At 58.5% G+C, this 22,229-nt stretch carries 18 protein-coding genes; 13 read left to right on the top strand and 5 right to left on the bottom strand.

From position 1 onward, the window contains the following. Positions 1–32 precede the first annotated feature (32 nt). The 10 genes from N7578_RS06220 (at position 33) to N7578_RS06175 (ending at position 14,488) form a co-directional block, all read left to right on the top strand. Entirely contained in the window at positions 33–746 is a 714-nt protein-coding gene (locus N7578_RS06220) for an aspartate/glutamate racemase family protein (RefSeq protein ID WP_311109415.1), read from the top strand. A 1-nt stretch (position 747) separates the two neighbouring features. Beyond that, a complete protein-coding gene (locus N7578_RS06215) occupies positions 748–1,518 on the top strand; it encodes a class II glutamine amidotransferase (protein WP_311109414.1) in 771 nt (256 codons plus the stop codon). Positions 1,519–1,751: 233 nt separating this feature from the next. Then, positions 1,752–4,214 carry a glycogen/starch/alpha-glucan phosphorylase gene (locus tag N7578_RS06210; protein WP_311109413.1) on the top strand — a complete coding sequence of 821 codons (2,463 nt, stop codon included), beginning with the start codon at positions 1,752–1,754 and terminating at the stop codon, positions 4,212–4,214. Further along, complete coding sequence (glgB, locus tag N7578_RS06205; RefSeq protein WP_311109412.1) at positions 4,214–6,421, top strand: 1,4-alpha-glucan branching protein GlgB; 2,208 nt, start codon at positions 4,214–4,216, stop codon at positions 6,419–6,421. Before N7578_RS06210 ends, glgB begins: the two co-directional genes overlap by 1 nt. A 24-nt stretch (positions 6,422–6,445) precedes the next feature. After that, positions 6,446–7,708 (top strand): glucose-1-phosphate adenylyltransferase, encoded by a 1,263-nt coding sequence (glgC, locus tag N7578_RS06200; RefSeq protein ID WP_311109411.1) that lies wholly within the window; start codon positions 6,446–6,448, stop codon positions 7,706–7,708. Positions 7,709–7,713: 5 nt separating this feature from the next. Continuing rightward, complete coding sequence (glgA, locus tag N7578_RS06195) at positions 7,714–9,156, top strand: glycogen synthase GlgA (protein ID WP_311109410.1); 1,443 nt, start codon at positions 7,714–7,716, stop codon at positions 9,154–9,156. After that, positions 9,157–10,788 (top strand): alpha-D-glucose phosphate-specific phosphoglucomutase, encoded by a 1,632-nt coding sequence (locus tag N7578_RS06190; protein WP_311109409.1) that lies wholly within the window; start codon positions 9,157–9,159, stop codon positions 10,786–10,788. It abuts the gene before it with no gap. A gap of 135 nt (positions 10,789–10,923) precedes the next feature. Next, positions 10,924–12,879, top strand: coding sequence for a glycogen debranching protein GlgX (gene glgX / locus N7578_RS06185; protein WP_311109408.1), 1,956 nt, complete (start codon positions 10,924–10,926; stop codon positions 12,877–12,879). A 57-nt stretch (positions 12,880–12,936) separates the two neighbouring features. After that, complete coding sequence (locus N7578_RS06180; protein WP_311109407.1) at positions 12,937–13,425, top strand: MaoC family dehydratase; 489 nt, start codon at positions 12,937–12,939, stop codon at positions 13,423–13,425. A gap of 22 nt (positions 13,426–13,447) precedes the next feature. Next, positions 13,448–14,488 carry a DUF2332 family protein gene (locus tag N7578_RS06175; RefSeq protein WP_311109406.1) on the top strand — a complete coding sequence of 347 codons (1,041 nt, stop codon included), beginning with the start codon at positions 13,448–13,450 and terminating at the stop codon, positions 14,486–14,488. A gap of 4 nt (positions 14,489–14,492) precedes the next feature. Here the strand turns inward: N7578_RS06175 and N7578_RS06170 are convergent, their stop codons facing one another. Genes N7578_RS06170 through N7578_RS06155 form a run of 4 tightly spaced genes read right to left on the bottom strand, consistent with a single transcriptional unit; the run spans position 14,493 to position 19,584 of the window. After that, positions 14,493–15,047 (bottom strand): sarcosine oxidase subunit gamma, encoded by a 555-nt coding sequence (locus N7578_RS06170; protein ID WP_311109405.1) that lies wholly within the window; start codon positions 15,045–15,047, stop codon positions 14,493–14,495. Next, positions 15,040–18,000 carry a sarcosine oxidase subunit alpha gene (locus N7578_RS06165; RefSeq protein ID WP_311109404.1) on the bottom strand — a complete coding sequence of 987 codons (2,961 nt, stop codon included), beginning with the start codon at positions 17,998–18,000 and terminating at the stop codon, positions 15,040–15,042. Before N7578_RS06165 ends, N7578_RS06170 begins: the two co-directional genes overlap by 8 nt. Further along, positions 17,997–18,311, bottom strand: coding sequence for a sarcosine oxidase subunit delta (locus tag N7578_RS06160; protein WP_311109403.1), 315 nt, complete (start codon positions 18,309–18,311; stop codon positions 17,997–17,999). The genes N7578_RS06165 and N7578_RS06160 overlap by 4 nt, the downstream gene beginning before the upstream one ends. 19 nt (positions 18,312–18,330) lie before the next feature. Continuing rightward, positions 18,331–19,584: a sarcosine oxidase subunit beta family protein gene (locus tag N7578_RS06155; RefSeq protein WP_311109402.1), complete on the bottom strand. Its 1,254-nt coding sequence runs from the start codon at positions 19,582–19,584 to the stop codon at positions 18,331–18,333. 316 nt (positions 19,585–19,900) lie between these two features. Between N7578_RS06155 and rpsU the strand changes: the two genes are divergently transcribed. Then, positions 19,901–20,116 carry a 30S ribosomal protein S21 gene (gene rpsU, locus N7578_RS06150; RefSeq protein ID WP_311109401.1) on the top strand — a complete coding sequence of 72 codons (216 nt, stop codon included), beginning with the start codon at positions 19,901–19,903 and terminating at the stop codon, positions 20,114–20,116. Positions 20,117–20,237: 121 nt separating this feature from the next. Further along, positions 20,238–21,128 (top strand): tetratricopeptide repeat protein, encoded by an 891-nt coding sequence (locus N7578_RS06145; RefSeq protein ID WP_311109400.1) that lies wholly within the window; start codon positions 20,238–20,240, stop codon positions 21,126–21,128. A 100-nt stretch (positions 21,129–21,228) separates the two neighbouring features. Here the strand turns inward: N7578_RS06145 and N7578_RS06140 are convergent, their stop codons facing one another. Then, a complete protein-coding gene (locus N7578_RS06140; RefSeq protein WP_311109399.1) occupies positions 21,229–21,495 on the bottom strand; it encodes a DUF6074 family protein in 267 nt (88 codons plus the stop codon). 371 nt (positions 21,496–21,866) lie between these two features. Here N7578_RS06140 and N7578_RS06135 point away from each other — a divergent pair, with 371 nt between their 5' ends. Then, a complete protein-coding gene (locus tag N7578_RS06135; protein ID WP_311109398.1) occupies positions 21,867–22,151 on the top strand; it encodes an exopolysaccharide production repressor protein in 285 nt (94 codons plus the stop codon). Positions 22,152–22,229 lie beyond the last annotated feature (78 nt).

Genomic DNA, 22,229 nt, shown 5'->3' with positions numbered 1-22,229 from the left:
TCCCAATCGAAAATCATACTACGGGAATAACCATGAAACGCATTGGCCTGATCGGCGGCATGAGCTGGGAATCGACCGCAACCTACTACCGCTTGATCAATGAGGCCGTGCGGGAAAAATGCGGTGGACTTGTATCGGCCGATCTCGTCATGCATTCCCTTGATTTCTCGCAGGTCGTTACCCTTCAGAAAGCGGATCGTTGGGATGAGGCGGGTTCGCTTCTCGGCTCCGCTGGTGCCCGGCTTGCCGATGCCGGTGCCGACTGCGTTCTGATTTGCACGAACACCATGCATCTCGTTGCAGATACGGTGGAAAAAATGTCCGGTGTCGCCCTGATCGACATCATCGACGAAACCGCAGCAGCCCTGAAGGCCGACGGTCGCAGCAAGCCGCTTCTTCTCGCCACGCGCTATACGATGGAGCACGGCTTCTACACCGACCGCATGCGCCGTCATGGTATCGAGGTCATGGTCCCGGAAATGGAAGACCGGATTGCCGTTCACGATATCATTTTCAGCGAACTCTGCTGCGGCGAGGTCAAGGAGTCGTCACGCCAGACGTATCTCGACGTCATCGAAAAGGCACGCGGCCTTGGCATCGATTCGATCATCCTCGGCTGCACGGAGATTTCGCTCCTGATCGACCCGAACGCCCTACCATTGCCCGGTTACGACTCCACGGAAATCCACGCAAAAGCGGCTGTCCGCTTTGCGCTTGAAGGCGACGCCGTCAGCAAAGCCGCCTGACATGTGCCGGCTTTTCGCCTATTCCGGGACACCGGTCTGGCTCGACAGCCTGCTGATCGAGCCGGAGGCTTCGCTTGTCAGCCAGTCCATGGCAGCGCGGGAAGCGAAAACCGTCGTCAATGGCGATGGTTGCGGGCTGGGCTGGTATGGCGAAAGAGGCGTACCCGGCGTGTTCCGCGATACGCGACCCGCATGGTCGGATGCCAATCTTGCCGCTCTTTGCCATCAGATCCGCTCCGGAATGTTCATGGCGCATGTGCGATCCGCCACCTCCGGCGAAGTTTCCCGTGCCAACTGCCATCCTTTCACGCTGGGGCGGCACCTGTTCATGCACAACGGCCAGATCGGCGGCTATGAGCAGATAAGACGTGACATCGACTCCCTCATTCCCGACGATATTTATTCCGCCAGACGCGGCACCGGCGACAGCGAAGCACTTTTTCTGATCGCAGCGGGCCATGGCCTTGAAGACGATCCCGTTCTGGCAATTGGCACCGCACTCAGACTATGTCGGGAGAAAATGGTGACCAGCGGAGTTTCAGCCGCACTGCGTTTCAGCGCCGTCCTGATGGATGGAGAGTGTCTCCACGCATTCCGCTGGTCGAGCGACACCACACCGCCGTCGCTGTACTGGCGAAGGCTTGAGGAGGGAATCGCCATCAGTTCGGAACCTTTTTCGTTTGACGCGGCACCGTGGTGCGCCGTGTCTCCGAACACCGTCGTCAAGATCAATTCATGCGGAATGACAACCGAAAGCTTCGAGCCCGCCTGATACATTTCCGGTCCTGCGCCTTGGCATTGTGCCGGTGACATCGACCTGCATCGACGATACCCGATCTCGTGAGCCTACGGGAAAAAGCTTTCTTTTCCAATATTAAGCTCTTCAGCTTTCCCAAAAAAACGCTGTTGCCACACCTCCATATCGATGCATAAACTGGCAGAGTTACAGGTAAGCCGGATCGACACAATCAGACCCTCTCCTCCCACCAAGGTGCTGACCGACCAATGATCAACAAACTCGCCACCAACGACCTCCCCCGTCCCGCGCCGCGCAGCTCCAACCCGGACATCATGGCCTCGGAAATCATCGAGCGCCTCACCTATCGTATCGGCAAGGACGTCAAGGTCGCCAAGCCTCACGACTGGCTGACGGCCACCATTCTCGTCGTGCGCGACCGCATCATCGACAAGTGGATGGAATCCACCCGCAAAGCCTACCAGGACAATTCAAAGCGCGTCTATTATCTGTCGCTGGAATTCCTGATCGGCCGCCTGATGCGCGATGCGATCTCCAATCTCGGCCTCATGCATGAAATCAAGGACGCGCTGACCTCCCTCGGCGTCGATCTGGATGTCATCGCCGGGCTGGAACCGGATGCCGCACTCGGCAACGGAGGCCTCGGCCGTCTCGCCGCCTGTTTCATGGAATCCATGGCAACGGTCGATATTCCGGCCTATGGCTACGGCATTCGTTACGTGCATGGCCTCTTCCGGCAGCAGATGGCGGATGGCTGGCAGGTCGAGCTTCCTGAAACGTGGCTCGCGCATGGCAACCCATGGGAATTCGAACGTCGCGAAAGCTCCTACGAAATCGGCTTCGGCGGATCGGTGGAAACCATCGGTGGCTATGAGGAGCCCCAGCGTTTTGTCTGGAAACCGGCCGAACGCGTCATCGCCATGGCGGTCGACACGCCGGTCGTCGGATGGCGTGGCACGCGCGTCAACACCCTGCGCCTCTGGTCCGCCCAACCGATCGACCCGATCCTGCTAGCCGCCTTCAACGCCGGCGATCACATCGGCGCGCTACGCGAAAGCAACAAGGCGGAAAGCCTGACGCGTGTCCTCTATCCGGCCGATGCCACCCCGGCAGGTCAGGAGCTTCGTCTACGGCAGGAGTTCTTCTTCTCGTCCGCTTCATTGCAGGACATCCTGCGCCGTCATTTGCAGCAATACCCGGATTTCACCTCGCTGCCGGACAAGGTATCCATCCAGCTCAACGACACGCATCCAGCCATTTCCATCGCCGAAATGATGCGCCTGCTCTGCGACGTTCACGGCCTGGAATTCGAGGAAGCCTGGAAGATCACGCAGGGAACCTTCTCCTACACCAACCACACGCTTCTTCCCGAGGCGCTGGAAAGCTGGCCAGTTCCACTGCTGGAACGTCTTCTGCCGCGCCACATGCAGATCATCTACGCAATCAACGCCAACACCCTCGTCTTTGCCCGCAAGGAAAAGAAGATGGTCGATCAGCAGATCCGTGCCATCTCCCTCATCGACGAAACCGGCGAGCGTCGGGTACGCATGGGCAACCTCGCATTCATCGGCTCGCACTCTATCAACGGCGTTTCGGCCCTGCATACCGATCTGATGAAGGAAACGGTCTTCGCCGATCTGCACAGCCTTTATCCCGACCGGATTAACAACAAAACGAACGGCATCACGCCGCGCCGCTGGCTGATGCAGTGCAATCCCGGCCTGACCGGGCTGATCCGCGAAGCAATCGGCGATGACTTCCTCGATGACGCGGAAAAACTGACGGCGCTGGACAGGTTCGCCGACGATTCCAGTTTCCGCGACAAATTTGCTGAGGTGAAGCGGCTGAACAAGGTTCGCCTCGCCAACACGGTCGCCCAACGTATGGGAATTCGCGTTGATCCGTCCGCGATCTTCGATATCCAGATCAAGCGCATCCACGAATACAAGCGCCAGCTTCTCAACCTCGTGGAAACCGTCGCCCTCTACGACCAGATCCGCTCGCATCCGGAGCTGGACTGGGTACCACGCGTCAAATTCTTCGCGGGCAAGGCAGCGCCGAGCTACCATAACGCCAAGCTCATCATCAAACTTGCGAACGACATCGCGCGGGTCATCAACAATGATCCAGCCGTGCGCGGGCTGCTGAAAGTGGTGTTCATTCCGAACTACAATGTCTCGCTGGCGGAAATCATGGTTCCCGCAGCCGACCTGTCGGAACAGATTTCGACGGCCGGCATGGAAGCATCCGGCACCGGCAATATGAAATTCGCACTCAACGGCGCGCTGACCATCGGCACGCTGGACGGCGCGAATGTGGAGATGCGCGATCATGTCGGTGCCGACAACATCGTCATTTTCGGCATGACCGCTGAGGAAGTGGCGAAGACACGCGCTGACGGACACAATCCACGTGCCATCATCGAAGGCTCGGCGGAACTGTCGCAGGCGCTGTCCTCGATCGCGTCCGGCGTGTTCTCACCGGACGACCGGTCACGTTTTTCGGGCCTGATGGACGGCCTCTACAACAGCGACTGGTTCATGGTCACCGCCGATTTCGACGACTACGCCAGAGCACAGCGCGAAGTCGATACCATCTGGGGTGATCATGCCTCCTGGTATAGAAAGACCATCCGTAATACCGCACGCATGGGCTGGTTCTCGTCCGACCGGACGATCCGGCAATATGCGTCAGAAATCTGGAGAGCCTGATGAAGAAACCGCTCAATTCGGCCGACGAGAAAAAAAACGGTGAGGTAACACCGGCTGAAATAGAGGCAATCAAGAGCGGTTTGCATTCAAATCCCTTTGCGCTTCTCGGCGTTCATGGAGCGCCGGGAACTTTTGTCGCGCGCTGTTTCATCCCCGGGGCCGAAGAGGTGACGGTGATGCGGCTCGACGGCAATGTTGCCGGTGAATTGAAGCGCATCGATCCAGACGGGTTTTTCGAGGGGCCGGTGGATCTGCCGTCGCGCCAGCCTGTCCGGTATCGCGCCTGTCGCGATGATGCGGAATGGGCCGTCACCGACCCCTACAGCTTCGGGCCTGTGCTTGGGCCGATGGACGACTATTTCGTACGCGAGGGATCGCACCTTCGCCTGTTCGACAAGATGGGCGCACATCCCCTGAAACTAGAAGGCGTCGAAGGTTTTCACTTCGCGGTCTGGGCGCCCAATGCCCGGCGTGTCTCCGTCGTTGGCGACTTCAACAACTGGGACGGCCGCAGGCATGTGATGCGGTTCCGCAAGGACACCGGCATTTGGGAAATTTTCGCTCCTGACGTCTACGCAGGCTGTGCCTACAAGTTCGAAATCGTCGGCGCCAATGGCGAACTCCTGCCGCTAAAGGCTGATCCCTATGCCCGCAAGGCGGAACTACGTCCGAAAAATGCATCGGTCACGACGCAGGAACTGACTCAGCGGTGGGAAGATCAGGCGCATCGGGAACATTGGGCCAAGGTGGACCAGCGCCGCCAGCCAATCAGTATTTACGAAGTTCACGCCGGTTCATGGCAGCGACGCGATGACGGCACGTTTCTGAGCTGGGACGAACTGGCTGCGCGGCTCATCCCCTATTGCACGGATATGGGCTTTACCCACATCGAGTTTCTGCCGATCACCGAACACCCCTTCGATCCGTCATGGGGTTACCAGACAACCGGCCTTTACGCCCCATCGGCGCGGTTCGGCGATCCGGAAGGCTTTGCCCGGTTCGTGAATGGCGCGCACAAGGTCGGTATCGGCGTCATCCTCGACTGGGTTCCAGCCCACTTCCCGACGGATGAACACGGCCTGAAATGGTTCGATGGCACAGCGCTGTACGAACATGCCGATCCGCGTCAGGGTTTCCATCCCGACTGGAACACGGCCATCTACAATTTCGGCCGCGTCGAGGTGATGTCCTACCTCATCAACAACGCACTCTACTGGGCCGAAAAATTCCATCTCGACGGACTGCGCGTCGATGCGGTCGCCTCCATGCTCTACCTCGATTACTCCCGCAAGGAAGGCGAGTGGATACCGAACGAATACGGTGGCCGCGAAAATCTGGAGTCGGTCCGGTTCCTGCAGAAGATGAATTCGCTCGTTTACGGCACCCACCCCGGCGTCATGACGATCGCTGAGGAATCCACGTCATGGCCGAAGGTGTCCCAGCCGGTTCATGAAGGCGGACTGGGTTTTGGCTTCAAGTGGAACATGGGCTTCATGCATGACACGCTGAGCTATTTTTCCCGCGAACCGGTGCACCGCAAGTTCCATCACCAGGAACTGACCTTCGGACTGCTTTATGCTTTCAGCGAGAATTTCGTACTACCGCTCAGCCATGACGAGGTTGTCCACGGGAAGGGTTCGCTGATTGCCAAGATGGCCGGCGACGACTGGCAGAAATTCGCCAATCTCCGATCCTACTACGCATTCATGTGGGGTTATCCCGGCAAGAAGCTGCTGTTCATGGGGCAGGAATTCGCGCAGTGGAGCGAATGGAGTGAAAAGGGTTCGCTCGACTGGAACCTGCGCCAGTATCCGATGCACGAAGGCATGCGCCGTCTCGTGCGTGATCTCAACTTCACCTACCGCTCCAAACCGGCGCTGCACGCGCGCGACTGCGAACCCGAAGGTTTCCAGTGGCTGGTCGTCGATGACCACGACAATTCCGTGTTTGCCTGGCTGCGCAAGGCTCCCGGCGAAAAACCCGTTGCGGTCATCAGCAACCTAACGCCCGTCTATCGGGAAAACTACTATGTACCTCTGCCATCCGCCGGGCGCTGGCGGGAAGTTCTCAATACCGATGCCGAAATCTACGGCGGCAGCGGCAAGGGGAATGGCGGACGCGTACAGGCTGTCGATGCCGGTGGCCAGATCGGTGCGATGCTCGTACTGCCGCCGCTGGCAACCATCATGCTTGAGCCGGAAAACTGACGGGAACAAAAGGGAGGACAACAGATGTCAGAAAAGAGATTTCAGCCGCTGGCGCGTGATGCAATGGCCTATGTCCTCGCTGGCGGAAGAGGAAGCCGCCTGAAGGAGCTGACAGACAGGCGCGCCAAACCTGCCGTCTACTTCGGCGGCAAGGCCCGCATCATCGATTTCGCACTGTCGAATGCGCTGAACTCGGGTATCCGCCGCATCGGCGTTGCAACCCAGTACAAGGCCCACTCCCTTATCCGTCACCTGCAGCGCGGCTGGGACTTCTTCCGCCCCGAACGTAACGAAAGCTTCGATATTCTGCCCGCCTCCCAGCGTGTTTCCGAGACGCAATGGTACGAAGGCACTGCCGATGCGGTCTATCAGAACATCGACATCATCGAGCCTTATGGCCCGGAATATATGGTCATTCTGGCTGGCGACCATATTTACAAGATGGACTACGAATACATGCTGCAGCAGCATGTGGATTCGGGTGCGGACGTAACGATCGGTTGCCTCGAGGTGCCGCGCAAGGAAGCGACCGGCTTCGGCGTCATGCATGTGAACGAAAAAGACGAGATCATCAACTTCATCGAGAAGCCCGCCAATCCGCCGGGCATTCCGGGCAATGAGAATTTCGCGCTCGCGTCCATGGGCATCTATGTCTTCCATACGAAATTCCTGATGGAAGCGCTGCGCCGCGACGCCGCCGATCCGACATCAAGCCGCGATTTCGGCAAGGACATCATCCCCTATATCGTTGCCCACGGCAAAGCCGTCGCACACCGCTTCGCCTCTTCCTGCGTACGCTCGGATTTCGAGCACGGCCCCTACTGGCGTGACGTCGGCACCATCGACGCCTACTGGCAGGCCAACATCGACCTTACCGACGTGGTGCCGGACCTCGACATCTATGACAAATCGTGGCCGATCTGGACGTACGCGGAAATTACGCCGCCGGCCAAGTTCGTGCACGACGATGAAGACCGCCGTGGTTCGGCCGTCTCGTCGGTGGTGTCTGGCGACTGCATCATCTCCGGTGCCGCCCTTCAACGTAGCCTGTTATTCACAGGCGTTCGCGCCAATTCATACTCCCGCCTTGAGAATGCCGTAGTGCTGCCGAGTGTGAAGATCGGGCGTCACGCCCAGCTTAGTAACGTTGTCATCGACCATGGCGTGGTCATTCCCGAAGGATTGATTGTTGGAGAAGACCCCGAACTCGATGCGAAACGTTTCCGCCGCACCGAAAACGGCATTTGCCTCATTACTCAATCGATGATCGACAAGCTGGATTTGTAGCACCCATGAATATTCTTTCGGTTTCATCCGAAATCTATCCTCTGATCAAAACAGGGGGGCTCGCCGATGTTGCCGGTGCGCTTCCCATCGCGCTCGAAGCGTTCGGCGTGAAAACACGGACGCTGATCCCTGGATATCCGGCTGTCAAAGCGACCGTGAAAGACGCGGTGAAATGTCACGAATTTGCGGATCTTCTGGGCGAACAGGCCGAGGTTCTGGAGGTTCACCATGAAGGGCTGGATCTCCTGATCCTCGATGCGCCGGCCTATTACGAACGCTCAGGCGGTCCCTATCTCGACCAGACCGGCAAGGACTATCCGGACAACTGGAAGCGCTTCGCGGCCCTATCGCTGGCAGCCGCAAGGATCGGGGCGGGAGAGCTTCCCGGCTGGCGCCCTGATCTTCTGCATGCTCACGACTGGCAGGCCGCCATGGCGCCGGTCTACATGCGTTATGCCGAAACGCCCGAAATCCCGAGCCTGCTGACCATTCACAACATCGCCTTTCAGGGCCAGTTCGGCGCAAACATATTCAGCCAGCTTGGTCTGCCTGTACATGCCTTCGGCGTGGATGGCATCGAATATTATAACGACGTCAGTTTCCTCAAGGGTGGCCTGCAGGCGGCGACGGCGCTCAGCACTGTCAGCCCTTCCTATGCGGAGGAAATATTGACGCCGCAGTTCGGCATGGGGTTGGAGGGCGTGATCGCCAGCCGCGCCCATGCGCTGCACGGTATCGTCAACGGCATCGATGCTGACGTCTGGAACCCGGCAACCGATCACCTGATCCACGACAACTATTCCGCCTCTAATCTTAAAAACCGTCAGCTCAACAAACAGGCCGTCGCAGAACATTTCCGTATCGAGCACGACGATAGCCCGCTCTTTTGCATCATCTCCCGCCTGACCTGGCAGAAGGGTCTGGACCTGATGGCGGAAGCGGTCGATGACATCGTGGCTCTCGGCGGTCGCCTCGTTGTGTTGGGGGCTGGTGACGTGGCGCTGGAAGGCGCCCTGCTCGCTGCAGCATCGCGACATCGCGGCAGGGTGGGTGTGGCAATCGGCTACAACGAGCCCCTGTCTCATCTGATGCAAGCAGGCTGCGACGCGATCATCATTCCGTCCCGCTTCGAGCCCTGCGGCCTGACGCAGCTTTATGCGCTGCGTTACGGCTGCATTCCGGTCGTGGCGCGCACCGGTGGCCTTGCCGATACCGTAATCGATGCCAATCATGCAGCCATCGCCCAGAAAGCCGCGACTGGGGTGCAGTTTTCTCCGGTCACTCTCGACGGTCTACGACAGGCAATCCGCCGGACCGTCCGTTATTACAACGATCCAAAACTGTGGATGCAGATGCAGAAGCAGGGAATGAAATCCGATGTTTCCTGGGAAAAAAGTGCTGGCCTTTATGCCGCGCTCTACCACCAGCTTGTTTCGAAAGGCCAATAGATGACCATCAGGACCACCCAGACCAAGCCCTATCAGGACCAGAAGCCGGGAACTTCAGGCCTGCGCAAGAAGGTGCCGGTCTTCGCCCAGGAAAACTATGCGGAAAATTTCATCCAGTCGATTTTCGACAGTCTGGAAGGCTTTGAGGGCAAAACGCTGGTGATCGGCGGCGATGGCCGTTATTACAACCGCGAAGTCATCCAGAAAGCGATCAAGATGGCCGCCGCGAGCGGCTTCGGCAAGGTACTCGTCGGTCAGGGCGGTATTCTCTCCACCCCCGCAGCCTCCAACATCATCCGCAAATACGAGGCCTTCGGAGGCATCGTGCTTTCCGCCAGCCACAATCCGGGCGGCCCGAACGAAGACTTCGGCATCAAGTACAACATCGGCAATGGCGGCCCCGCGCCGGAAAAGATCACCGACGCCATTTTCGCTCGCTCGAAGGTCATCGACAGCTACAAGATTTCCGATGCTCCCGACGTCGATCTCGACAAGGTGGGCAGTGCCAAGGTCGAAGAGATGACCGTCGAGGTCGTCGATCCTGTTGCCGACTATGCCGAACTGATGGAGCAGCTGTTCGACTTCGACGCCATCCGCGAACTGATAAGGGGCGGGTTCAAAGTCGTTGTCGATTCCATGAGCGCGGTCACCGGCCCCTACGCTGTGGAGATCATCGAAAAGCGCCTCGGCGCACCCGTAGGCTCCGTGCGGAACGCCGTGCCGTTGCCGGATTTCGGTGGTCATCACCCTGACCCGAACCTCGTACATGCCAAGGAACTCTATGACGACGTGATGAGCCCCGAAGGGCCGGACTTCGGCGCGGCATCGGACGGCGACGGCGACCGCAACATGGTGGTCGGCAAGGGCATGTTCGTTACACCCTCCGACTCGCTTGCCATCATCGCCGCCAATGCCAAACTCGCTCCCGGTTATGCCGGTGGCATTTCCGGCATTGCACGCTCCATGCCGACGAGTGCCGCGGCCGACCGCGTGGCGGAAAAGCTCGGCATCGGCATGTATGAAACGCCGACCGGCTGGAAGTTCTTCGGCAACCTGCTGGATGCGGGCAAGGTCACGGTGTGCGGCGAAGAGAGCTTCGGCACCGGCTCCAACCATGTTCGTGAAAAGGATGGCCTCTGGGCCGTGCTGTTCTGGCTGAACATCGTCGCTGCCCGCAAAGAAAGCGTCAAGGACATCGTAACCAAGCACTGGGCGGAATATGGTCGCAACTACTATTCGCGCCACGATTACGAAGAAGTAGATTCCGACGCTGCGAACACACTGGTTTCCACGCTGCGGGAAAAGCTCGCGACCCTGCCCGGCACCAGCTATGGCAACCTGAAGGTCAAGGCGGCAGACGACTTCGCCTATAACGATCCGGTCGATCAGTCCGTCAGCAAGAACCAGGGTATCCGTATTCTGTTCGAAGGCGGCTCGCGCATCGTGCTGCGCCTTTCCGGCACGGGTACCGCGGGAGCGACGTTGCGCCTGTATGTCGAACGTTATGAGCCGGACGCAGCCCGCCATGGCATCGAAACACAGGAGGCACTGGCCGACCTGATTGCGGTTGCCGATACGATTGCAGGCATCAAGGCGCATACCGGCCGCAACGAACCGAGCGTGATTACGTAAGGACGAGTGGGCGCATTTGTCACACTCGACGTCATCCTCGAGCTTGCCCCGAGGATCCCATACCCCTTCCAAAACACTGTGAGGTGGCCTGACAAGGCCGTCTCATCCGAGAAATCTTCCTCCGGAGATATGACCATGCAGAAAACCGCCGTTTTCCATCAAGGGGTTCATCTGTCGGAAAGCGGAGCTGATTTCACGGTCTATTCCCGGCATGCCTCGCAGATCGAGCTGTGCCTGTTCGATGAAACAGGCAATATCGAAACTGCCCGCCTGCCCATGACGCGAGACGGCAACGACCGGCACCGGGTCGCGTTGCCAGATGCGCGCGAGGGGCTGCGTTATGGCTACCGTGCCCATGGCGTTCATGCGCCCGACCATGGCCTTTGGTTCGACCCGTCAAAATTGCTGCTCGATCCCTGCGCCACGGAGATAGATCGGCCGTTCAGGCATGATCCAGCACTCTTTTCTTTCGGACAGGACACGGCATCCTTGATGCCGAAAGCAATCCTGACACGTCATGAAGCTGTAAAACGCAAACCGCCGCATTTTCCGCCGGGTGGCCTGATCTACGAGCTGTCCGTCAAGGCCTTCACCGCCCTGCATCCGGACGTGCCGGAGGATAAAAGAGGCACCGTCTCTGCGCTCGCCCACCCCGCGATCATTGCTCATCTGAAAAAAATCGGCGTTGATGCCATCGAGTTGATGCCGATCACCGCATGGATCGATGAGCGACACCTGCCGCCGCTCGGCCTTTCGAACGCATGGGGTTACAACCCGGTCGGCTTCATGGCGCTCGATCCTCGCCTCTGCCCCGGGGGCGTAAAAGAACTGCGGGAAACCGTTGCCGCGCTGCATGCTGAAGGTATCGGCGTCATTCTGGACCTCGTTTTCAATCATACCGGCGAAAGCGACCGTCTCGGCTCCACGCTGTCGCTGCGCGGTTTCGACAACCTGACCGCTTTCCGCCATCTGCCTGATGATCCCGGCACGCTGGTCAACGATACCGGTACCGGCAACACGGTTGCCTGCGACGACCCCTCCATTCGCCAGCTTGTCATCGATACCTTGCGGCACTTCGTTCTGCATGCGGGTATCGATGGTTTCCGGTTCGATCTGGCGCCCGTTCTCGGACGGACCGCGAAGGGCTTCGACATGGCAAGTACAACGCTTGCAGCCATGCATTCGGATGCCGTTCTTCACGACCGGCTGCTGATCGCCGAACCATGGGATATCGGTCCCGGCGGCTATCAGCTTGGCAATTTCCCCGAAAGTTTCCTCGAATGGAACGACCGGGCGCGGGACGACATGCGCCGTTACTGGCGCGGCGACCTTTCCATGACCGGCGCACTGGCCGATGCGCTTTCCGGCTCGTCGCATATTTTCTCCCGTCATGGTCGGATGAAAACCCGCAGTGTCAATTTCCTTGCGGCCCATGACGGCTTCACGCTGTTCGATCTCGTCAGCCACGAGCACAAACACAACGAGGCCAATGGCGAAGACAATCGCGATGGCCACAACGAGAACTACTCATGGAACAACGGCTTCGAGGGGATCACCGATGACCCGCATGTTCTTTCCGCCCGCATGAGCGATGTGAAAGCCCTGCTTTCCACGCTTTTTGTCAGTCGAGGCGCAATCATGCTGACTGCCGGTGATGAAGGTGGACGCAGCCAGCGCGGCAACAACAACGCCTATTGCCAGGACAACGGCATAACCTGGGTCGACTGGTCCTTGCTGTCACCGGAACTGATCGAACATACGGCATTTCTCTCAGCCCTTCGAAAACGATTCTCCGTGTTTGCCGATACGGATTTCTTCACCGGCCATGGTGACGTATCGTGGCTGGCTCCCACCGGCGAAACCATGTCCATTGCCGATTGGGAGACCCCACAAGGTACGGCCTTTTCCATGGCTCTTGCAACGCTGGATCGCGAAACCGACAAGGAATGCGAAGTCGCAGTCCTCATAAACCGCAGCCGGGAGATCGTGCCATTCACGCTGAAGGGCGACGGCTGGCGTGCCATCGGTACGGATTTTGGTAATCCGGCCTTCCTGCCTGCCCGCTCAGTGGTGTTTTACGAGCGCGGTTGATTGCCTTGCGAACAAGCCTCTATAACCATCAGAAAGAGTGGACCCGGAAAAGGAATCATGGCGAAGGAAATAGCGCTTGCTCAGATAAAGAATTTGGTCGGTACGGAAATAGGCGTTTCCGACTGGATTATGGTTGACCAGACCATGATCGATGCTTTTGGAAAGGCGACGCTGGACGAGCAGTTCATTCATACCGATCCGGAGCGAGCCAAGGCCGAAAGCCCTTTTGGCGGTACGATCGCGCATGGCTTCCTCACGCTCTCGCTGCTTTCCGCACTCAACTACGATGCCCTGCCGCGCATTCGCGAACAGACGATGGGCATAAATTACGGTTTCGATGCCGTCCGCTTCGTCGCACCCGTGAAAAGCGGTGCTCGTGTTCGGGGTCGCTTTACGCTCGCCGAAGCCCGGTTTCGCGGCGGCGCCATGCTGATGACCACCTATGACGTAACGGTGGAAATCGAAAACGAGAAAAAACCGGCGCTGACCGCACGCTGGACAACGATCAGCCAGTTCGATCCGAAGGACAGGCCGGAAGACGCCTGATCCATATCGAGAGGAGCCGTCCATGAATGACGACCCAGTGAGGGATGCGTTTCTCCAGCAGGCAAAAGCCTGTGACAGCCTAGGCTCTCCCTTTACTGCGCAGCTGTGCAAGGTAATGTCGGCTCGACTGGATCATCAGACGGAGGTTGGCACCAGGATTCTATCTTGGGTGGGCGACCCTGGCCCATCCGGCGATTCGGTCCCTCTGCGCCTGGCGGGCGCGTTACACGCACTCGTTCTGCTCGATAAGATCAGTCCCCTCACAACGATCGCTCCGGATAATGAAGATGCGTTATGGGAGGCTTGCGGCACCGCGTTGCGGTTCCACGCACCCTTTATTCTGGAAAGGCTGAAATCTCCGCCTCAGACCAACGAGGTCCGCCGCTCGGCAGCGCTCCTTCCCGGTTTTCTGGACATCGCGCGGTTGACCGGCAAACCGCTGGTGCTTTCCGAGGTCGGGGCCAGTGCAGGGCTCAACCTGCAATTCGACCGATACCGTTATAATCTGGGTGGTCTTGAATGGGGTGACAGTGCGGCTGTACTGCTGGCTCCGGAATGGCGTGGCCCCAAACCGCCTCTTGCACCGATAGATGTCCTCGAGCGCGCAGGCTGCGATCTCAATCCGCTTGATCCATCTTCGGCTGAGGACCGTCTGCGGTTGATGTCTTACGTCTGGGCTGACCAGACGGACCGTCTCGAACGCACCTCGAATGCGCTTCGGATCGCCCGCGAAAACGGTCTGCATGTGGAGAGGGCCGACGCTGTGCACTGGCTCAAGCCAAGGCTTGCAAAGCCTTTTCAGGGAGCAGTCCATGTTGTCTACCATTCGGTTGCCTGGCAATATCTCCCGGACGATCTGAAACTGGCTGGGGAAGCCTTGATTGCCGATGCCGGAGACCGCGCTTCACCGGAAGCACCGCTTGCCCGCTTGCAAATGGAGGCGGATGCCACACCTGGCAGTGCGGCCCTTACCCTGCAACTTTGGCCGACTGGTGAAAAGCGCGCCATCGGCCGCGCCGATTTTCACGGCCGAAGGGTGGAATGGCGGGGTTGGAACGCGTGAGCGTTTAAACCGCCACGTCCTCAGCCGCTTCCTGCAACAGGCCACCGACATAGTCTGCAAACGAGCGCCAGCACTCGACCCGGAACGTATCGTCCGCCACACGCAGCAGTACGATCTCCGCCTTGCCGAAGATTGTGCGTGAGCATGCGCCAACCGGAAAGACCTTCGTGGAGAGATCCTGCGGGCATCCGGCATTCAGCGCCGCTTCCGCGCCGGGGCCGGAAACGACGATCGCCACGTTACGGTGCGAGATATCCGTGGAAGAAAACAGGCCGGAAACGCCAGACAGCACCGCCATGAGATCGCTTTCAGCCTGATCGATGACCAGCCATTCATCCGGACCGATCCATAGCACCGAGCGCAAGCCTGACGTGATCGATGTTTTCGGTGTCTCCGGCAAGGCGAGGCCCAGCGCTTCGGAAAGAGCGGGAACGGCCTCGGCCTTCGCCCGCAGCGAAATGCGTGAGGCAGGCGCCGCCGCTTTCAGGGCGACAACCGGCGAACCGCCGTGAAAATCCTCAAGCACGAGCTTGCGTTCTGCATGAACCTTATCAACCATTGAGGCGGGCTCCTTCCTTGTCGAGGAAGACCATGTCGGTCACTTCGACGGCAATCGTCTTATCCACAAGCGGAATGTAGAGCGTTTCACCCATGCGCGCGCGACCATCCGCGACCAGCGCAAAGGCAATGGAGCGGCCAAGATTTTCTGACCAGTAAGCAGATGTCACATGCCCGAGCATGGTCATCGGCTTCGGCTGGTTCGGATCGGCGACGATCTGCCCGCCTTCCTCCGGCACGATCGACGGGTCTTTTGTGAGAAGTCCCACGAGCTGCTTGCGACCGGAACGCATCAGGTCCGGGCGTTTCAGGCCGCGGATACCAACGAAATCCGTCTTCTTCTTGGAAACGGCCCAGGAAAGACCGGCATCGTCAGGTGTCACTGTGCCGTCCGTATCCTGACCGACGATGATGTAACCCTTTTCGGCGCGCAGGATATGCATGGCTTCGGTGCCATAGAGACAACCACCGACCGCTTCTGCCCGTTCACGAATCGCCTGCCAGACGGCTGCCCCGTAGTCGGCAGGCACGTTGATCTCGAAGCCGAGTTCACCGGTAAAGGAAACACGGAAAAGACGTGTCGGCACACCGCAGAATGTTCCTTCCGCCACAGCCATATGCGGGAAGGCCTCAGGTGAGATATCGATACCCTCAACGAACGGCGCAATGACCTCACGCGCCTTCGGTCCCTGCACCGCAATCACCGCCCATTGCTCGGTGGCGGATGTCAGCCAGACGTTAAGGTCTGGGAACTCCGTCTGAAGATAGTCCTCCATGTGCTGCAGCACACGCGGCGCACCGCCGGTCGTCGTTGTCACATGGAAACGGTCCTCGGCCAGACGCCCGACAACGCCGTCGTCATAAATGAAGCCGTCCTCACGGGTCATGATGCCGTAACGGCAGCGGCCAGGTTTCAGCGTATCCCAAGCATTGGTATAGATGAGATTGAGGAACTTTGCCGCATCCGGACCCACGACCTCAATCTTGCCGAGCGTCGAGGCATCAAATACACCGACGGTTTCGCGCGCCGTTTTGCATTCGCGGTTGACGGCCTCATGCATATCCTCGCCAGCGCGCGGGAAAAACCATGCACGCTTCCAGTTTCCGACATCCTCGAACACGGCCCCGGCAGCAGCCTCTTCGTCGTGCATCGGTGTCTTGCGGGTCGGATCGAACAGTTCGCCACGCGAATGGTTGATGAGCGTGCCGAACGTCACCGGCGTATAAGGCTGCCGGAATGTGGTCAATCCCACCTTGGGCAGATCCTTGCCGAGCGATTCGGACGCAATTGCAAGACCGTGCATGTTTGACAGCTTGCCCTGATCGGATGCCATGCCGTTGGTGGTAAAGCGCTTGATATGCTCGATGGAATGCATTCCCTCGCGCACCGCAAGACGGATATCCTTGGCGCAGACGTCGTGCTGGAAATCGATGAACGCCTTCACGCCGGTTCCCTCGCCAGCCCCTTCCGCTGCGCCGATCATGCCGCCTGTCCAGACGCGTGCGTTCTCGCCGGAGAATTCAGCCGCAGTGCCGCCAGCGGCAGATGCCTCGGCAATCAGATCGGCCAGATCGTCCGTACCGGCGCAGCTTCCGATGGAAACCGACTGCGGAACATGCATATCCGGCAGGAAGCGCTGGTTTTCAGCATCGAACCTCAGCTTGCCGCGCGATTGCGAGAAAAGATGCACCGAAGGGGTCCAGCCTGCAGAGACGGCAAGCGCGTCGATCGCAATCTTGCGCTTGCCCGAGCCGCCATTGCGACCAACCGTCATGGACGAAACGCGAAGACGTCCGGCCGTGTCATAAACACTGTGTCCGGCCAGCACCTCGATGCCCAAGGCCCGCGCCTCTTCCAGAAGGTTTGCGTCCGGACTTTCGCGGCAATCAACGATGGCTGCGATTTTCACACCCGCCTTTTTCAGGTCGAATGCCGTTTCATAGGCCGAATCGTGGGCGGTATAAATGCCAACGTTTTCGCCGATCGCCACACCGTAATGGTTGAGATAGGTGCGCGCAGCCGAGGCCAGCATGATGCCGGGGCGGTCGTTGTTGGCAAACACCATGTGGCGTTCGATGGCACCGGCAGCGAGAATTACCTTCTTCGCCCGCACCTGCCATAGGCGTTCGCGAGGCTGGTGCTTTGCCGGAACCGCCAGATGATCCGTGACACGTTCGGCCAATGCGAGAAAATTGTGGTTATAATAACCGAAAGCCGTGGTGCGTGTCAGCACACGCACATTCGGCATGGCGCGGAGTTCGGCAAATACCTTCTGCGCCCAGTCATAGCCCGTCAGACCATCAATAACCGTACCGGTATCAAACCGCAGCGCGCCGCCGACCTCGGCATTTTCATCCACCAGAATGACATTCGCACCCGTCTTCGCAGCAGCCCGGGCAGCCGTCAAGCCGGCAACACCGCCACCGGCAACCAGCACGTCGCAATGTGCATAACGCGAGGAGTAATGATCCGCATCGGGCTCTGTCGGCGCCTTGCCAAGACCAGCCGCACGACGGATCAGCGGCTCATAGATCTTGTGCCAGGCAGCCTTCGGCCACATGAAGGTCTTGTAGTAAAAACCGGCGGCAAACATCGGCGAGAAGAAGTCGTTGACCGCACCGACATCGAAGGAAAGCGACGGGAATCGGTTCTGCGAGGCGATGATCGCGCCATCGAAGACCTCCTGCACGGTTGCACGCACGTTCGGCTGCTTGCGCAGGCTGTCGCGCGAAACATCGATCAGAGCATTCGGTTCCTCCGGGCCGGCCGAGAGGAAACCGCGCGGGCGGTGATATTTGAACGAGCGGCCGATCAGATGCACACCATTAGCCAGCAGGGCAGATGCAACCGTGTCGCCTTCAAGCGCCCGGTAGATCTTACCATCGAAGGTGAAGCGCGCGGTTCTGGCAGGCGTGAGACGACCTGCGCCCTTGATACGATAAGCGCCGCTCATTCTTGCATTCCCTTGTGCACATTCAGAACCGCTTCCCTGTCCGGCTTCGGTTCGCCTGCCTTGTACGTCATGTAGAATCGGTCACTTACGGTATCGCGCGCGGCATTGAAAAACCGGCCGCAGCCGTGGATATGCCGCCAGCGTTCGAAGACCAGCCCCTTGTCGTTATCGCGCATAAAGAAGAATTCCGCGAAAGCCTCGTCGGAAATATCGGCGATATTTTCAGGCCGGGCGATGTGGGCCTCGCCTGCCCAGCGGAACTCCAGTTCGGAGCGGTCTTCCCCGCAATACGGGCAACGAATGAGAAGCATGTTGTTTTCCCCTTGTGCCTCAGTGTGCCACGGCCGCAGCCGCGGCCTCGTCGATAAGGCGGCCCGTACGGAATCGGTCAAGCGTGAGCCCCGCCGCAAGCCGGTGCGGTTCGCCCCGTGCTATGAGGTGTGCAAACAGATGCGCAGAACCCGGCGTCGCCTTGAAGCCGCCCGTTCCCCAACCGCAGTTGACAAAGAGGTTGGGAACCGGAGTGACACTCTGGATGGCTGATCGATCTGGTGTGTTATCGGTGATTCCACCCCATTGGCGCATCATCTTTACACGCCGGAAGATCGGGAAAAGCTCGCAGATGGCATCGAGCGTGTGGGTGATGATCTGCAGGCCACCGGTCTGCGAATAGGAATTGTACTGGTCGGTACCCGCGCCGATAACCAGTTCGCCCTTGTCCGATTGCGAGATATAGGCGTGCACCGTGTTCGACATGACGACGCAGGGGAAAATCGGCTTCAATGGCTCGGAAACCAGCGCCTGCAACGGATTCGAATGGAGAGGCACGCGCACGTCAGCCATGCTCATCACGACGGAGGAATGACCGGCAGCGGAAACCCCGATCTTCTTGGCACCGATGAAGCCGCGATTGGTTTCCACGCCCGTCACCGCGCCATCCGGACCACGGCGAATGGCTGTCACCTCACAGTTCTGGATGATGTGAACGCCGCGATCTGACGCGGCACGGGCATAACCCCAGTTCACGGCGTCATGGCGGGCCGTGCCGCCCCGGCGTTGAAGTGCCGCACCGTTGATCGGGTATCGCGCATTGCCGGAGATATCCAGCGGCGGGCAATATGCCTTGGCCTGCTCCGGCGTCAGCCACTCATTGTCGATGCCGTAAAGCCTGTTGGCGTTGATATGGCGTTTGAAAGACTGCTGGTCGTGAATATTGTGCGACAGCATCATCACACCGCGCGCCGAATACATCACATTGTAATTGAGATCCTGGCTCAGGCCTTCCCATAGCTTCAGGGAATGCTCGTAGATGTCCATGCTCTCTTCATAGAGATAGTTGGAGCGAATGATCGTGGTGTTTCGACCGCTGTTGCCACCGCCGAGCCAGCCCTTTTCAAGGACTGCGACATTGGTGATGCCATGCTCCTTCGCGAGGTAATAAGCCGCCCCGAGACCGTGTCCACCCCCACCGATGATGATGACATCATATTCCTTGCGGGGTTCCGGCGACGCCCATTGCGCATCCCAGCCCTTGTGGCCGCGCAGGGCCTCACGGGCCACGGCAAAAACGGAATATTTGCGCATTCTCAGACTGCTCCCAGAGAAGAAAAGATCAAGAGCCAAAACCAACGGCCTGACATTAGCATACACATGACAAATCGAAACCGCAGGCAATATCCATTTTGCGACGCGCCCACGCCTTTGTTTGGACAGGATGCGCGGAAGAGCCGGGGGAGCGCATTTTCCCGCATGTTTTCGAGTTACGTCTGGACTTGCGATGAATGATCTGTTATCTCACCACCCAATCGCGCGGCCCAACAGCCAAACGAACGATTTTTTATTTGCGTGCGAATGCCTTATTCACACAGCAATATAACCAAACCAAAGGAACGGGATTCACGTGCAGGTACTAGTCCGCGACAATAACGTTGATCAGGCGCTCCGCGCCCTGAAGAAAAAGATGCAGCGCGAAGGCATTTTCCGTGAAATGAAAATGCGCGATTACTACGAGAAGCCTTCCCAGAAGCGCGCTCGTGAAAAGGCTGAAGCGGTTCGCCGCGTTCGCAAGCTGGCGCGCAAGCGTGCACAGCGCGAAGGTCTGGTTGCTGGCCGCTGATAGGCCGTCTTTTAGACGTTTTTGAGTGCTTGTTGGGCGGGGGCGATAAATTCGCCGCCGCTCTTTGTGTTTGTGGCCAGAGAACGACTGTGAGACTGGCTTGCGAGGGAACCCGTATCGAATGACCGCTGTTGATACTTGTGTTGTGAAAAACTCCGATACCGCCACGCGCCGGGCATCGATGAAGAACAACAAACGGTTCCATTCTCCCTTCATTCTCTGCGCAGTGCTTGCCACCCTCGCGGGCTGCGCAACGTCCAAACAGACGGACGACGTATTCCGTATCGACCGCGCACAGGGTTCGCAGGAAAACATCGCCTCGCTTACATCGGTCATCAATGCCAACCCGCAGGATCCGGAAGGCTATAACGTGCGAGGCTCCGCCTACGGTCGCGCTGGTGATTCCCGCCGTGCCATCGAGGACTTCAACAAGGCGCTGCAACTCAACCCGCGCTTCTATCAGGCCTATGCGAATCGCGCCCTTGTCTATCGCAATTCGGGACAGCAGCAGCAGGCTTTGCAGGATTACAATTCCGCGCTTCAGATCAATGCGAGCTATGATGTCGCCCTCATCGGCCGCGGTAATCTCTATCGCCAGTCCGGCCGGGTCAACGAAGCGTTCAACGACTTTTCCCGTGCGATAGAGCTGGAAACCACTGACGGTCGTGCATGGCACAACCGCGGCCTGATCTACCAGCTTCGCAACCAGCATGCGCAGGCCATCGAGGATTTCTCGAAAGCCATCTCGCTGTCGTCCACATCGCCGGAGCCCTACAATGGTCGCGGCCTGTCCTACGTCGCGCTTAACGACGACGAAAACGCCTTCGCCGACTTCAACCATGCCATTTCGCTCGACGACAAGATCGCCGAATCGTGGGCCAACCAGGCGCTGGTCTATGAACGTCGCGGCGAGACGGCAAAGGCTGCAAAATCCTACTCACATGCCGCGCGCCTCGACCCGAAATACAAACCGGCTCTCGACGGTGTCGCCCGTACCCGCGGCGCATCCTGATATCGATATAACCAACAAAAAAAGCCCGGAGCATCGCTCCGGGCTTTTTTGTTGGAAAGAGACAGCATATCCGCGGATATTCAAGATATGCGGCTTGCCTTCAGTGGCTATCGCGGCGTGCCTCGGGTGCGAGCACGTTGGCCCAAAGTTCCGCCTGCACCGCTTCCTGAAACTCCATGATTTCCCGGCGCATCGCTGCGTCCTCATATCCAAGCCCGGTAAGGTGAGCGGCAAGTTCGCGGCATTCCTTGCGCCAGAAATCGTTTGCCTCCACCCCATGCAAACGATCGAGCATCACGGCACAGCGTTTCACATCAGCAATGCGGTTCTTGGCCGGAAAGGCGATAATTTCCGAATTCGTCGTCACGCGGGCACCTTGCTCTTCGAGGAATCAATCCCGACTTTTTAAAGGCGATATGGTTAACGAATTCTGCAGTACGCGGCAAAAGACACACAGGCGTGTGTGCCGACGACACACCGAGCCATTTGGACCCCGCAATATCAGGCCATTTTTTCACGCCGTCAGACAGCCATCTCACAAAGCGAAAGCCGGAACAGGCTCCCGATTCCGGTTATCTTCCAGTTTACCAATTCACATTACCAAAATTTCACGCCCCGAAAGTTAGAAGAAGTATAAGTGTGTTGAAACAACGCCTGTCTCATCGTATATTCCGGCCAAGAAAAATCATGCAATATCGCAGCCAAAAACGGAGCAATCGTTCTCGGGAGGAGAGCACCATGTATGCACCGCGTGTTTTCATCAGCATGATCGGTGCCTTGCTCGTCTTTGCAATTGCGACCTACTTCATTCAGGGTTCGTTTTATACGGCCTTCATCCAGACCCTGATCGCAGCCGTTATTCTTCAGGTCGGCTACTTCATCGCCATTCTGTTTCTTGTCGGGCGTGAAAAAAGGCAGCTGCATGATGCCGCTCTTTTTCAGAGAGAGCGCACGGCGGAAAATCCCGGCCAGGACAGCATCAAGGGCGTGCCGCATTCCGGCGCAAAATTGACGGATATGTAAACTTACCCCCTATTTTTTATCGGTTGCATCCATACCCGTGACACTTTCTGCTGGCCAAATCCTCGCCAGGAAAAGCAG

Source organism: Agrobacterium tumefaciens (assembly GCF_031801495.1).
Classification (GTDB): Bacteria; Pseudomonadota; Alphaproteobacteria; order Rhizobiales; family Rhizobiaceae; genus Agrobacterium; species Agrobacterium tumefaciens_K.
The sequence above is the reverse complement of the archived record's forward strand: the minus strand, read 5'-3'. Positions and strand labels throughout refer to the sequence as shown.

Coding starts and splice junctions, on each gene's coding strand:
- N7578_RS06220 (WP_311109415.1), top strand. CDS start 33: ATGAAACGCATTGGCCTGATCGGCGGCATGAGCTGGGAATCGACCGCA.
- N7578_RS06215 (WP_311109414.1), top strand. CDS start 748: ATGTGCCGGCTTTTCGCCTATTCCGGGACACCGGTCTGGCTCGACAGC.
- N7578_RS06210 (WP_311109413.1), top strand. CDS start 1,752: ATGATCAACAAACTCGCCACCAACGACCTCCCCCGTCCCGCGCCGCGC.
- glgB (WP_311109412.1), top strand. CDS start 4,214: ATGAAGAAACCGCTCAATTCGGCCGACGAGAAAAAAAACGGTGAGGTA.
- glgC (WP_311109411.1), top strand. CDS start 6,446: ATGTCAGAAAAGAGATTTCAGCCGCTGGCGCGTGATGCAATGGCCTAT.
- glgA (WP_311109410.1), top strand. CDS start 7,714: ATGAATATTCTTTCGGTTTCATCCGAAATCTATCCTCTGATCAAAACA.
- N7578_RS06190 (WP_311109409.1), top strand. CDS start 9,157: ATGACCATCAGGACCACCCAGACCAAGCCCTATCAGGACCAGAAGCCG.
- glgX (WP_311109408.1), top strand. CDS start 10,924: ATGCAGAAAACCGCCGTTTTCCATCAAGGGGTTCATCTGTCGGAAAGC.
- N7578_RS06180 (WP_311109407.1), top strand. CDS start 12,937: ATGGCGAAGGAAATAGCGCTTGCTCAGATAAAGAATTTGGTCGGTACG.
- N7578_RS06175 (WP_311109406.1), top strand. CDS start 13,448: ATGAATGACGACCCAGTGAGGGATGCGTTTCTCCAGCAGGCAAAAGCC.
- N7578_RS06170 (WP_311109405.1), bottom strand. CDS start 15,047: ATGGTTGATAAGGTTCATGCAGAACGCAAGCTCGTGCTTGAGGATTTT.
- N7578_RS06165 (WP_311109404.1), bottom strand. CDS start 18,000: ATGAGCGGCGCTTATCGTATCAAGGGCGCAGGTCGTCTCACGCCTGCC.
- N7578_RS06160 (WP_311109403.1), bottom strand. CDS start 18,311: ATGCTTCTCATTCGTTGCCCGTATTGCGGGGAAGACCGCTCCGAACTG.
- N7578_RS06155 (WP_311109402.1), bottom strand. CDS start 19,584: ATGCGCAAATATTCCGTTTTTGCCGTGGCCCGTGAGGCCCTGCGCGGC.
- N7578_RS06145 (WP_311109400.1), top strand. CDS start 20,238: ATGACCGCTGTTGATACTTGTGTTGTGAAAAACTCCGATACCGCCACG.
- N7578_RS06135 (WP_311109398.1), top strand. CDS start 21,867: ATGTATGCACCGCGTGTTTTCATCAGCATGATCGGTGCCTTGCTCGTC.